Origin of the sequence: Qipengyuania sp. S6317L1, from assembly GCF_023015615.1 — a bacterium.
In the GTDB taxonomy this organism is placed as follows: domain Bacteria; phylum Pseudomonadota; class Alphaproteobacteria; order Sphingomonadales; family Sphingomonadaceae; genus Erythrobacter.
Genome location: NZ_JALKAJ010000005.1, coordinates 1 through 13157 on the forward strand (window position 1 = coordinate 1; position 13157 = coordinate 13157).

At 57.5% G+C, this 13157-nt stretch carries 12 protein-coding genes; 6 read left to right on the top strand and 6 right to left on the bottom strand.

The genetic code is table 11. The annotated features are described in order from the left end of the window. The coding region (gene lpdA, locus MWU38_RS11635) for a dihydrolipoyl dehydrogenase (RefSeq protein WP_247271988.1) at positions 1-1401 on the top strand (1401 nt) is incomplete at its 5' end. Between the two features lie 49 nt (positions 1402-1450). Here the strand turns inward: lpdA and MWU38_RS11640 are convergent. Together MWU38_RS11640 and MWU38_RS11645 are read right to left on the bottom strand one after the other, a co-directional pair. Further along, positions 1451-2629, bottom strand: a complete 1179-nt coding sequence (locus tag MWU38_RS11640; RefSeq protein WP_247271989.1) for an acyl-CoA dehydrogenase — start codon at positions 2627-2629, stop codon at positions 1451-1453. Beyond that, complete coding sequence (locus MWU38_RS11645) at positions 2629-3036, bottom strand: nuclear transport factor 2 family protein (RefSeq protein ID WP_348646891.1); 408 nt, start codon at positions 3034-3036, stop codon at positions 2629-2631. Before MWU38_RS11645 ends, MWU38_RS11640 begins: the two co-directional genes overlap by 1 nt. A gap of 123 nt (positions 3037-3159) precedes the next feature. On the opposite strand from MWU38_RS11645, the gene MWU38_RS11650 reads away from it, so the two are divergent. The 3 genes from MWU38_RS11650 to MWU38_RS11660 all read left to right on the top strand — a co-directional run bounded on the left by MWU38_RS11650 (position 3160) and on the right by MWU38_RS11660 (position 5036). Next, a complete protein-coding gene (locus MWU38_RS11650; RefSeq protein WP_247271990.1) occupies positions 3160-3513 on the top strand; it encodes a Rieske (2Fe-2S) protein in 354 nt (117 codons plus the stop codon). A 73-nt stretch (positions 3514-3586) separates the two neighbouring features. Beyond that, complete coding sequence (locus tag MWU38_RS11655; protein WP_247271991.1) at positions 3587-4015, top strand: nuclear transport factor 2 family protein; 429 nt, start codon at positions 3587-3589, stop codon at positions 4013-4015. A gap of 16 nt (positions 4016-4031) precedes the next feature. After that, a complete protein-coding gene (locus MWU38_RS11660; protein WP_247271992.1) occupies positions 4032-5036 on the top strand; it encodes an NADP-dependent oxidoreductase in 1005 nt (334 codons plus the stop codon). Between the two features lie 17 nt (positions 5037-5053). Here the strand turns inward: MWU38_RS11660 and MWU38_RS11665 are convergent, their stop codons facing one another. Continuing rightward, entirely contained in the window at positions 5054-5815 is a 762-nt protein-coding gene (locus MWU38_RS11665; protein WP_247271993.1) for a glucose 1-dehydrogenase, read from the bottom strand. A gap of 125 nt (positions 5816-5940) precedes the next feature. Here MWU38_RS11665 and MWU38_RS11670 point away from each other — a divergent pair, with 125 nt between their 5' ends. Further along, entirely contained in the window at positions 5941-6954 is a 1014-nt protein-coding gene (locus MWU38_RS11670; protein WP_247271994.1) for an NADP-dependent oxidoreductase, read from the top strand. Positions 6955-7039: 85 nt separating this feature from the next. Here MWU38_RS11670 and MWU38_RS11675 read toward each other — a convergent pair whose 3' ends face one another. Both MWU38_RS11675 and MWU38_RS11680 read right to left on the bottom strand, forming a co-directional pair. Then, on the bottom strand, positions 7040-9496 hold the full coding sequence (locus tag MWU38_RS11675) for a TonB-dependent receptor (RefSeq protein WP_348646892.1): 2457 nt from the start codon (positions 9494-9496) through the stop codon (positions 7040-7042). A gap of 161 nt (positions 9497-9657) precedes the next feature. Then, the gene (locus tag MWU38_RS11680; RefSeq protein WP_247271996.1) at positions 9658-10419 is read right to left on the bottom strand and encodes an SDR family oxidoreductase; all 762 of its coding nucleotides are present in this window, start codon (positions 10417-10419) and stop codon (positions 9658-9660) included. 133 nt (positions 10420-10552) lie between these two features. Here MWU38_RS11680 and MWU38_RS11685 point away from each other — a divergent pair, with 133 nt between their 5' ends. Beyond that, positions 10553-11359 carry an SDR family oxidoreductase gene (locus MWU38_RS11685; RefSeq protein ID WP_247271997.1) on the top strand — a complete coding sequence of 269 codons (807 nt, stop codon included), beginning with the start codon at positions 10553-10555 and terminating at the stop codon, positions 11357-11359. Positions 11360-11449: 90 nt separating this feature from the next. On the opposite strand, the gene MWU38_RS11690 is transcribed toward MWU38_RS11685, so the two are convergent. Further along, the gene (locus MWU38_RS11690; RefSeq protein ID WP_247271998.1) at positions 11450-13069 is read right to left on the bottom strand and encodes an AMP-binding protein; all 1620 of its coding nucleotides are present in this window, start codon (positions 13067-13069) and stop codon (positions 11450-11452) included. Positions 13070-13157: the final 88 nt, after the last annotated feature.

Consider the following 13157-nt stretch of genomic DNA (forward strand, 5'->3'; position numbering starts at 1 on the left):
TACGACGTGATTGTGCTGGGCTCTGGCCCTGGTGGCTATGTGGCGGCCATTCGTGCCTCGCAATTGGGATTGAAGACCGCGATTGTGGAGCGTGAACTGCTTGGAGGCATCTGCCTCAACTGGGGCTGTATTCCGACCAAGGCGATGCTGCGCAGCGCGGAAGTCTTTCACCAGATGAACCATGCAAGCGATTATGGTCTCAAAGTCGCTGGCGAGATCGAGGCTGATCTGGAAGCGATTGTGAAACGTTCGCGCGGCGTTGCCAAACAGCTTAATCAGGGCGTCACCCATTTGATGAAGAAGAACAAAATCACCGTCCACATGGGCGAGGGGCGGCTGTCGGGTCCAACCTCGCTCACGGTGACAAGCGATAAGGGCGAGGAAGAACTCACCGCCAAGCATATCATCGTCGCCACCGGTGCGCGTGCACGCGATCTGCCTTTTGCGCCCGCAGACGGGAAGCGCGTTTGGACCTATCGCCATGCGATGACCCCGCCCGAAAAACCGACCAAACTTCTGGTGATCGGATCAGGCGCAATCGGGATCGAATTTGCCAGCTTCTACAACGACATTGGCGTTGATGTGACCGTGGTCGAGATGCTCGACCGGATCGTGCCGGTGGAAGATGCAGACGTATCGACCTTCCTTGAAAAGAGCCTGACCAAGCAAGGCATTGCGATTATGACCGGGGCAGGGGTCGAAGACCTGAAGGTTGGCGACAAGAGCGTGACGGCGACGATCAAGGACAAGGACGGCAATACCGAAACCACCGAGTTCAGCCACGTGATCACCGCGATTGGCATCGTGCCCAACACCGAAGATATCGGCCTCGACGATCTTGCCGAGATGGACAAGGGCTTTATCCAGATTGACGAATATGGCCGCACCAAGTCGGATGGCCTGTGGGCGATTGGCGATTGCACGCCGGGGCCATGGCTCGCGCACAAGGCAAGCCACGAGGGCGTGACCGCAGCCGAAGCGATTGCGCAGGAACTCGGCAACACCGAGGTCCACCCCCACGCAATGGACCGCTCGAACATTCCGGGCTGCACCTATTGCCACCCGCAAGTCGCCAGCGTCGGCATGACCGAGGCCAAGGCGAAGGAAGCGGGCTACGAACTGAAAGTCGGCAATTTCCCCTTCATCGGCAACGGCAAGGCCATCGCGCTTGGCGAAGCGGAAGGATTTATCAAGACCGTGTTCGACGCGAAAACCGGCGAGCTTCTGGGCGCGCATATGGTGGGCGCTGAAGTCACCGAGCTGATCCAGGGATACACCGTGGGCAAGACGCTTGAGACGACCGAGGCCGAGCTTATGCAAACCGTCTTTGCGCACCCGACGCTGTCAGAAATGATGCACGAAAGCGTGCTCGACGCCTACGGTAAAGCGATCCATATTTGATTGGGGAGGCCTCAAGCAGCGAAGCGGTAGGCCGCAAAGACGCGCTTCTTTACGAATTCGCGTCCCGCCACTCGCGCTTGATCTTCTTCGCAAGGCTCCATTTGTGAACTTCGGTCGGGCCATCGTAAATGCGAAAGGCGCGAACCTCACGGAACAGCAGTTCGACGATAGAATCGCCCGTGACACCAGTGCCGCCCATGCATTGCACGCAGCGGTCAGCGATCTGGAACAGGGTTTCCGCAACGAAGGTCTTGGCCATCGAGCTTTCAGTGGTCCCAAGGTCACCCGTGTCGAGCACGCCAGCGCACCAGTCGATCATCAGCTCACAAGCTTGAAGGTCGATCTTGTTCTGGGCCAGCATGAAGCCGACGCCCTCGTGGTCGACCAAAGGTTTGCCAAAAGCTTGTCGGCGGCAGGCGTAATCGGTCGCGATCTCCTGCGCACGAATGGCAAGCCCGAGCCAGCGCGAGCAGTGCGTCAAACGGGCAGGCGCAAGGCGCACTTGCGCATATTTGAACCCTTCGCCCGCTTCGCCGAGCATTTGATCGACAGGAATACGAAGGTCGTTAATGGTGATGACAGCATGACCGCCGGGCATCGAATTGTCGATTGTGTCGAGTACGCGGTCGATCTGGATCGCGGGATCGGGAAGATCGACGAGGAACATACACGCGCCGCCTTCCGAAGACGGGTCGATGGAACGGGCCATCACAATGCCGACCTTCGCACCCTCGGCCCCGGTGATAAACGCCTTTCGTCCGTTCACGACCCAGTGGTTGCCGTCGAGCCGGCAGGTGGTCTGCATCATTGAGGGATCCGAGCCCGCGCCACCTTCGCTGGCCGGTTCGGTCATGAAGAAAGCCGAGCGCGCCTCTCCCGAAACGAGCGGCGCAAGGAACCGCTCTTTGATCTGCGCATCGCCAACTTGGGAAAGCAGGTACATATTGCCCTCATCGGGCGCCATGACATTGCAGGCCAGCGTCCCTAGTGGCGACAGTCCGGTTGCGCGCAGAACCTTTGCGGTTTCTGTATGCGTAAGATGCGATCCATCCTCGAGAATGTGCGGGGTGAGAACGCCCGCCTCCCTCGCAAGACCGCGAAGTTCCTGCACCAGCTCATCGGCCGGTCCATGGTCGCCCCAGCGCGGATCGCTCTCAAACGGAACGACCTGTTCCCGAACGAAAGTTTCGACACTGTTTGCGATGGTAGAGGCGCGCTCGCTCGACATTAGCCTGCCGCCTTTGCCGCAGCGGCGTCATTGATCGATTTCGGGTCGAAGTAATACGGCTTGATCATGCAACATTTGCCATCGCGGAACTTGAAGACCTCGCAGATTTCCGAAGGCGGTATCGAGGAGTCGGCATATTGGATTTCAAGGATTGTCACCGCATAGTCGCCTCCGGTGGTGGTAACCGTGCGCGAAAGGCCGGCGATGTCGGCAAGGCTGAAGACCTTAAGGTACAGCTCTTTTAGTCCGTTTTTTCCTTTGAAATCGCCTGCCATGGGAAGGCCGGGCGCTTCGGATGCGACGAAATCGTCGGTCAGCATCGAGGCGGCCTTGTCCCAATCGCCCTCTCCAGTCGAGGCATAGAGTTCGTCAATGAAGGCAACTTTTTCATCGTGGGTCATTGTCATATCGCTTCTCCCTTTGCCTTGTGTTCTCGACTATAGCGCGTGCAATTTGACCTAGCCGATTTGATAGCCCGCCGTCAGGCCGAGAGATCGTTAGGCTAAGAGAGAGACAGAGGAGAATTACGCGTGAGCGAAAGCTGGCACCAAGTTTCAAAAGAGACCGAATTTCCCGCAGATGGCAAATTGTCGGCAAAGGCCGGTGAATGGCAGGCGCTGATCGTGCGCGAGGGGGATGAGTATTTCGCTTATAACGATTGCTGCACCCATCAGGCAGCCGCGCTGTCGGGTGGCCGCGTCCGGCGCGGTACCATCATGTGCCCCTTGCATGGTGCGCGCTTTGAAGTGAAGTCGGGCCGCTGTGTCGGCGGGGCTTACCCTGCGCTTAAATCATTCTCAGTCCGGATCAGCGACGGGATGATAGAGGTTGGCGTGCCTGCAACACCGCCGGGGCAGGGCGAAAAACCAACGCTCACAAGCTGACCTGCCTTTTCCCATAGCTGTCTTGGCGGAAGGCGCGCTCTATACCAGTTGCCACAGACGAGGGAGAGAGACGATGCCTTTTACCGGACCTTACGAGGACCGGCTCGCCATTCGCGAGTTGATCGATGCCTATGCCGATGCCGTGACGATGCGCGATGCGCAGGCGTGGGGGTCGACATGGGCCGAAGACAGCCGATGGGAAATGCCCGACTATCCGGAATTTCCGGCACAAGACGGCCGCGCAAATATCGTCGCCTTGTGGCAGGGCGCGATGGAGCAATATCCCGGCATTATGTTCGAGGCATGGCCCGGCTCCATCGAAATTGACGGCGATCGCGCCACCGTCCGCAGCTTCACCGCTGAGGTCTATGACCAGGACGGCAACACTGTGCGCGATCGCGGCCAGTACGAGGACGAATGCGTCAAGATCGATGGGCGCTGGTATTTTGCGAAGCGGTCTTTCCGCAACATTCATAAGCAAATCCAGCCCAAGGGCTGCTGAGAGAGGAACCGAAGAAATGGCAACGCGGAAATACTGGCGGCTTGATGCGCGTCCGGTTGAACATGATTATACAAGCGCGCTTTCTCTCCAGACTGAAGAGTTGGCCCCGCCCGGCAAAGGTCACGTTCAGGTCGAGGCGCAGTATCTGTCCATGGACCCGGGTGTGCGCGTGTGGATGACCGCTCGCGAAGATGGCTATTCCCCGCCTATTCCATTGGGGGAGGCGATGCAGGGACAGTTTATCGGCCGTGTGAGTGCGTCGGCGCATCCCGACTTTGAAGAAGGCGAGCTTGTTCGCGGATTTGGTCACTGGGCTTCGCACAGCACTGTTGATCCAGCGCTCGCCGGGCTCACAAAACTCGATGAGAATGTTGCCGATACTCGTCAACATTTCGGCGTTCTTGGATTGAATGGCGAGACGGCGATGTGCGGGCTGACCGATGTATTGGAATTGAAAGAAGGCGAAACCGTGCTCGTCTCTGCCGCAGCGGGCGCAACGGGAAGCGTTGCGTGCCAGATTGCGCGCAACATGGGCTGTAAGGTTATCGGCATCGCGGGCGCTGACGATAAATGTGCATGGCTAACGAACGAGCTGGGTGTCGATATCGCGATCAATTACAAGACCCAGAATGTAGCCGAAGAGTTGGCGAAGATTGAGGGCGGGATTAACGTCTATTTCGAAAATGTCGGCGGCGATCTGCTTGATGCAGCGCTCCCCAATATGGCGCTTTACGGCCGGATCGGTATTTGCGGGTTGATTACCGGATACACCAGCGAGAGCGGCAATGCGGGACCGGCCCGCTTCGATCAGATCTTGATGAAGCGTCTCACGGTTAAGGGCATTTTCCTGCCTGATTACCTTGCCCAAGGCAAAAACTACTACGCCCCCCTTCGCCAATGGTACGATGAGGGGCGTCTAGTTGGTGAATTCGATCAGACAGCCGGGCTTGAGAACACACTTACCGCGTTTACCCGCCTGATGACTGGCAAGAACACCGGCAAGGTGATCGTTGCGCTCTGACAGGAGAAGACCGCGCATCAATGCGCGGTCATTCCCCCGTCCACCACAAGCTCGGCGCCGGTCACATAACGGCTCTCGTCGCTGGCAAGGAAAAGGCAGGCGTTGGCGATATCGACCGGCTCACCCAAACGTTGCATCGGCACCGCGCCTACGACTGCATCGAAGATATCAGGATTTTTCTTCGCTTCGGCCTGCATATTGGTGTCGATCATTCCCGGATGGATGGTGTTCACGCGAATGTTCTGAGCAGCGCATTCAATAGCAACGGACTTTGACATCAAACGCACGCCGCCTTTGGTTGCGGAATAGGCGGTACAGGTCGGGACGCCAACGATGCCCCCGACTGATGAGATATTGATGATTGATCCGGGTTTCCCTGCTTCACGCATGGCCGCAACCGCGCCGCGGGTGCCGTAGAAGACGCTGTCCAAGTTGACCCTTAGCTGTTTGTCCCACCCTTCGTTCGTGAGATCTTCGATAAGGTGAAGAACTGCAATCCCGGCATTGTTGACGAGAATATCGGGCGCCCCATGGTCATTGGTTACCTTGGCAATGACCTTTTCCCAGTCTTTGGCATCAGCCACATCATGCTTCAGCGCGATCGCAGTCCCTCCGTCAGAATTGATGCTTTCAGCGACCTTTGCTGCGCCAGCCTCGTCCATGTCTGTGCAATAGACCACAGCGCCTTCCTCCGCGAACCGGCGTGCAATCGAGCTACCAAGCCCCGGCTCCGATGCAGCGCCGGTTACGATTGCGATTTTGTGTGCCAATCTCGACATAATTAGCCATCTCCCTTTTCTCTTGGGTGCTACCATCCAAGGTTTCAGGCTTCAGGCGAACTGATGTTTTATACAGGTGTCGCCAGAATTCCGCTGAGCGATGGTTGAGAGCAAAGGAGAGGATCATGAATATGAACCGTAGATTTTTGCTGCAGAGGCGACCCGAAGGCACACCCGTGCCAGAGGATTTCGAGATTGTTACCGAGCCTATTCCTGAACCGGGGGAGGGTGAGATAGTGATCCGCAATCACTACGCCTCCCTCGACCCGGCGCAGCGTGGCTGGATGGATGATGCGCCCAGCTATATGCCTCCCATCGCTCTTGGCGATCCTGTGCGCGCAACCACGGTTGGCAGGGTCCACGCCAGCAATCATCCCGACTTTGCCGTGGATGACTGGGTCATGGGATTGAACGCGCTTGAAGACTATTCGCTGGCTACGGCGGGTGGATTTACAAGCAACATCGATGTCTCTCAGGTTGAAAGTCCCACGCAGTTTCTAAGCGCAATGGGCGCGGTCGGCCTCACCGCCTATTTCGGCCTGCTCGAAGTGGCGAAGCCAAAGCCGGGCGAAACACTCATCGTATCCGGCGCTGCGGGCGCGGTTGGTTCGGTGGTCGGGCAAATCGGAAAGATCAGCGGGTGCCGCACCATCGGTATCGCTGGAGGAGCAGAGAAGTGCCGCCGTCTGACCGAGCGTTACGGCTATGATGTTGCAATCGATTATAAGGGAAAGACAGTTGACGAATTGGCGCAGGAGATTGCAGCTGTGGCCCCGCAAGGCGTTGATATAGTCTTCGAAAATGTCGGGGGCGCTGTCCTTGATGCCGAATTGCTTAACCTTGCAAAACACGCGCGGGTCGTTTTGTGCGGCCTTATCAGCGAGTATAATTCGCCCGAAAAACACGGCGCGCGCAATTTGTGGCGGGTTTTGACGCAGGAAGCGACGCTTCACGGCTATCTCATCTCTGCCTATGTCGATCGCTTCGCCGATGGCGGCGCGCAAATGGGGCAATGGATGGCAGAAGGGAGGCTCGTCATGGATGAAGACGTGCAGGAGGGACTTGAGAATGCCTATGCTGCTTTCATGCGCCTCTTCTCAGGTGCGAACACCGGCAAGCTGATCCTCAAGATCACCTGATCCCGACCAAGCTCATCAAGCCAAACAAAAAGGGCGGCGAGTTGATTGAACTCGCCGCCCTTTTTTCGTCCGGTAGGTTTGGAGTTTAGAACCGTTTGGTCAACTCGACCATGACGGTGCGTGGCAAGGTGCCAAAACCCAGCTGGTCGGCGGGAACGCCAGCTGCCGTACCGGTGCCGCTACCCGTGCCCGGACCATCGACCACCCCGGTCACGTAGAACTCATTGGTCAGGTTCTTGCCGATCACCGCGAGCTGCCAGTTGCGGTCTGCGGCACCAAAGGTGAAACCGGCATCCAGAGTGGCGTAGCTGTCTTGTTTCGAAAGCGGATTTCCGAAGCCCGAGGCAAGATAGCTGTCGCTGTAACGGACGTTTCCGTTGAAGCTGATGCGGAAGTTGTCAGACACATCGGTTTCGTAGAAGACACCAAGGTTACCCGTCCATTCAGGTGCCACTGAAAGAGGAGCACCGGAGAGGTCCTGACGCGAATCAACCGCAGAGACGGTGATGCTGCATCCAGCGGCCGGCGTTTGGCCTGCATAGCAGGGGCCGAGCGGGAAGCTATCGTACTTTGCGTCATTGTAGTTGATCGAGCCGGTGATGTTCAGACCAGGCACGGCATAAGGCGCGAATTCAAAGTCGAGTTCAATGCCTTTGGTATTCGCGTCCGCCGTAAGGGTTTGGAATGCGAAGATGGGCGAGTTGAAGAAGTCGACCTGGAAATCGTTGTAGTCGTAATCGAAGATGTTGAGCCCGAGCCGCAGTTGATTGTCCGCAAGCGTCGCTTTGACACCAGCTTCAAAACCAGAAGCAGTTTCCGGGTTGAAGGTCAGATCGCTCAGAGGGTCGGCCGACAGGCCCGAGTTGATACCGCCGTTCGAGAAACCACCAGACTTATACGCGGTCTTGTAAGCACCGTAGATCAGCAGATCAGGGGTCGGCTTGTAGGTCAACGTTACTTCAGGCGTGAAATCGCTGAAGCTCTGATCGGCAGTGATAGTGCCAAGCGGATCGCTGCCCGGACGGAAGATGCCGGTAAGCGCAGGGTTCACGTATGGCTGTGAGAAAAAGCTCTCTTTGGACTCGTCGGTATAACGGCCCCCTACCGCGAGCTCGAGGTTTTCGAGAAACTCGACACGAACCTGACCAAAGATCGCCAGCGTTTCGCCCGACGTATCGCTGATCTTTTCAGATGCGGCATAGACCAGCCCCGGACGCGGCGCGTCGGTGTTGCGCACGCCGCCGTAGTAACCGTATTGGAAGAAGTCACGCTGCGTGCTCTGGAAAAGACCGCCGATCATGAAATTGAAAATCCCGTCGAAATCCGACGTGAAACGCAGCTCTTGCGAGAACGCTTCCCATGTTGCGTCTTCGGTGGCCCAGGTCGGCGTTGCATCGCTCGTCTGGAAGTCGCACGCGCACGCCCAGCTGTTGTTGTTCCATTGGTAATTGGTCACAGAGTTGATGAGCACGTCACCTGCCACATACTCGATACCGCCGTTCACAGCCCAGCTGCGATAGCTATTGTAGAGCGCGCCATCTTCACGTGCGAAGTCGGCATCTGCTGCAATCTCGAGGGGGAAATTGTTTTGATGCGTGACGAAATCTTCCTCGCAAGGAAAACCTGTAAGCTGGCTTATTCCGCTTGGCAGTCCGCACTGGAAAGCCACATAGTTCCAGCTGTTGTTGAGCGTATCGTTGCGGTTGTGCGTAACCTTGACCGTCATGGTGAGGTCGCTGGTCGGCTCAAACTCCAAAGTGCCGCGCGCAAGGAACACTTCCTGTTGAGGCATCGGGCTCTCGACAGGAGTAGAGATCAGCGTTTCCGGATTTCCGAAGCCTGCTGCCGTATCCACGGTGGTGTAGCTGCGATTGACTGACTCGTTGCGGTAGTAGCCGCCGTCCATATCAGAGTAACGGACAGCCAAACGGATGCCAAGGGTATCGGTTATCGGGCCGCCGACGGCACCTTCGAATACATATTGTTCGGCCTTGAACTCATATCCGGCCTTGACGTGGCCTTCCCAGATATCGGTCGGACCCTTGGTGGTCAGCGAGATCACACCGGCGGTCGCGTTCTTACCGAAGAAGAGAGCTTGCGGGCCTTTCAGCACCTCAACGCGCTCGAGATCGAAAAACCCTTCCTCGATGACGCGGCCCTGGCCGTAATAGGCTCCGTCGACAACCACCGCGACCGATTGCTCAATACCAATCGACGTCGATGAAGAACCAACGCCGCGAAGCGTGATTTGAGCCGACGAACCGTTGGAAGCCCGCCCGACATTCAGGTTAGGCGTCGCAGCGGCAATTCTCTCGATGCTGGTGATGTCGCGGCGCTCGAGCACTTCGGCAGAAAGCGCAGTGACAGCGACCGGCACATCCTGAACGCTTTCCTCGCGTTTCCGCGCGGTGACGAGAATCTCGTTAAGCCCGCCTTCCTGCTGCTCATTCGCGGATGATACATCAGATTGGGCCAATGCAGGTGTTGCAGTCGCCGCAAGACCCATGGCAACCGTCGATAGCAAAGTGGCACGATTAATCATTCTCATTTCCCTCTCCCAAGAGCCTTATTTTTCTTGTGACGTAAGGGAAACGGGGCGCATAGTGCACTATCCCATTGGCTAGCTGGCACTGTGCCTAGGTGGTTTGCGGTTGATTGGCGATGCGTATTGGCACCGCCAAATCATCCGTTTCGGTGCAAAAACTAGAACTGCACCCGCTTGGTGTAACCGCCATCGACGACGATATTGCCGCCCGTCATCGGGACGCTGGCAGGTGAGGCAACAAAGGCGATCGTTCGCGCCAATTCTTTGCCCGTGGTCATGCGACCCGCCGGAATGGCGGCGATGGTCGCGTTGTAGAAGTCGGGCATCTGGTCCTTGATCTGAAGCCAGGGGCCATCGTCGGTCATCACCGGACCAGGCGTGATGCAATTCACCCTGATGCCCTCAGCGGCCATGTTTTGCGCCAGCGCAGAGGCGTAGTTAATCACAGCGGCCTTGAGCGCGTTATATGGCTGTGCTCCCATGAATTCCTCGACCGCGCCGGTCGAGCTCATGCAGATCACGCTGGCATTGTCGGATTTGTCGAGATGCGGCTTTGCGGCGGCGAGACCGCGGCGAAGCGGAAGGATGTCGGCATCCAGAACAGCCTGCCATCCTGCATCGCTGTCCTCGCCAAGGTTGGCAGAGGTAAAGCTGATGAAAATGTCGCAGCCGCCCAGTGCCTCTGCTGCTTCGTTCACAAAGGCTGGAACAGCCTCTGCTTCAGTCACATCGAGCGATTTCGCGTGGACCTTCACACCCGAAGACCCAAGCTCGCCGACCACTTTATCGACCTTGTCCTGACTGCGGCCACACAGTGCGATGTCGCACCCTTCGCCTGCCAACGCGAGCGCGACCTCGCGGCCGATACCGCCATTTGCGCCCACAAGAATGGCTTTCAAACCTTTTAGTCCCAGATCCATCGCATGTTCCCTTTTTGCAAAATGCCTATTGGAACACACGGTGAAGCAGGTCGCACGGCCGCGCCACTGTAATTTCCATTAGGCTATTTTCTCTCGTCATCTTGATATTCCGATGAAGAGAGGGAGTTAGACGATGGGACAACTCGACGGGAAAACCGCCCTGATCATCGGCGCGAGCAGTGCCGACAATATGGGCCAGCATATCGCGCGCAGGTTCATGAAAGAAGGGGCTCGCGTTCTTGTTTCAGGGCGCAAGGTCGAGCCCTTGGACGCATTTGCCAGCGAGACGGGATGTTGTTTCGCGCCCGCCGACATCACGGACGAAGACAGCGTTAACGCGTTGGTCAAAGAAGCCAGTCGTGAGCTTGGCGGAATTGACGTTGCGGTGAATGCGACAGGGTGGGGGCTGCTCACTCCGTTTCTCGACAACACGCGCGAACAATTGGAGACGATGACGCAGCTGCAGTTCATCGGACCGTTCCAGTTTTTTCAGGCATTGATCCGGGTAATGGCGCAAAGCCGCGGTGGGCGGGGCGGCTCGATCATCCAGATCAGTTCGGCCACCTCGACCATCATGCTCAACAACCACGCCGCCTATATGGGCACCAAGGCCGGCATTGATCACGTCATTCGGTGTGTCGCTCATGAATTTGGCGAGGAGGGAATTCGCGCCAACACGATTTCGCCCGGCCTCACCGAAACGCCAATGACAGCCGAGGCGCAGGAAGTGCCCGGGCTGATGGAGAGCTTCAGAGATAGCTATCCGCTAGGCCGGTGGGGCACGTCGCAAGACATTGCCGCGGCTGCCGTTTGGCTCGCCAAGGACGAATGTTTCATGACCGGCGAGAATTTACAGGTGAACGGCGGCCTCACCTTGCGGCGCAATCCGACGGCCAAGGAAATGGATGCAGCTGTTGCAGCTGCGATGGATAGGCTCTGAGCGATCTCGTCCTTCCTTTTTGCTGCGTGCCTGCATTTCGGCATTCTCAGTGTCGTTTGTGTCCTGCTCGGTGTCGCTGCCGCAGTTTGATCAGCCGTTTTCAAGTTTCGCTTTAATATCAGCGCGCAATTGGTCCTTTCGGATCTTTCCGCTGGCGGTGCGCGGGTAATCGTCGACAAATTCCCAGCGTTCCGGGATCTTCTGCTTGGCAAGGCCACTGGCGATCACATGGTCGATCAGGCTTTGAACCTCTGGCGTTTCGCCATCAGCGATGATGTAGGCGCAAACGCCTTCGCCCAGTCGTTCATGCGGCATGGCGACTACGCTGGCGTCGGTTACGTTCGGATGGGTGCGGAGCACATCCTCGATCTCGACTGCACTGATGTTTTCGCCGCCGCGAATAATCAGATCTTTCTTGCGTCCTGTCACAGTCAGAGCGCCATTTTCGTCGAGCGTACCAAGGTCGCCCGTCTGAAAATACCCATCAGGTGTGATCGCATCCCGGCTTTGCGCTTCGTCTGCATAGCCCAGCATCATTGCAGGACCGCGGGCGATAATCTCGCCCTCTTGTCCGGCCGGGACATCGCGGCCCTCGTCATCGACGATACGGACGTCATAGTCGATCACTTCGCCGTCGGTTGTTGCCGCAAGAGTTTCATTCTGAGGCCAGCCATAGGTGACGAGCGGCACTTCCGATGCACCGAATACGCGGAAAGCGCGCAGGTTGCAAAAGGCCGCATTGGCCGCCGGAATAAGATCAGGTGGCACCGCCGCCCCTCCACAAGCGAAGAAGCGGAAGCCGGGCAGCGTTTTTTCCCGCGCCCGCGCACGGTCGGCAAGCTCGACGAGAAACGGTGTTGCTGCGACTGTTCCGGCGATCTGGTGTTCTTCGATCAGATCAACCGCTTCGTCGGCGTTCCAGCTTTCCATCAATATCGTTCGCGTCCCGCAAATGAGCGGCATTTCAAGGCCATTGGCGTAACCTGAAACGTGGGTGACAGGGGATGGCATGAGGATCGCATCGCCGTCGCGAATACCCCAATGTGCGCCGCTTTTGCGGATCACATGGTCAAGCGTTGCGTGAGCGTGAAGCACGCCCTTGGGGCGCCCCGTAGTGCCCGATGTAAACAGCACCATTTTGACGGCGCCCGCTGGAACCCGAGCAGGCTCGAATGACAATTGTCGTCCGCGTTCGATCAGGGATTTGAGGTCATTTGGACCATCGCCTCGAACGGTAAAAACGTGGGCCAGATCAGGCAGATCATTGCTGAGGCGCGTTGCCATGGCGGCAAAATCGAAGCGGCGAAATTCGGTGCAGGTGAAAATCGCCTTTGCGCCGCAATCGCCCAACATCTGGCGCACTTCAGCGTCGCGATAGATCGGTACGATCGGATTGACGACCAACCCTGCAAGCACCGCAGCAAGGTTTATCACCGCAGCCTCATGCCAATTGGGCAACTGAAACGCTATGACATCGCCCGGTTCAAGACCTGCATCGGTAAGGCTCGCGGCGAGGGCGCGCGCTTCATCAAGCCATTCGCTGCGGGTCAGATTGCGAACGCCATCGACTATCGCGACAAAATCGGGGTCTTCGCTCGAGCGGCATTGCGCAAGGCTGGCGATCGTCTCTTCGCGCCACTCACCTTGTGCGTGACTGATATGATGTGCGGGCGGCTCCTTCAGCCAGCTCCACGGTGCTTTTTTGCCCATTGATGGTCATCCCTCCGCGCTGCGACCTATCGTTATGCGCATCGTGCTTCACCTCTCATCTGTAACAGCTTGTGGAGGGATACAAGCT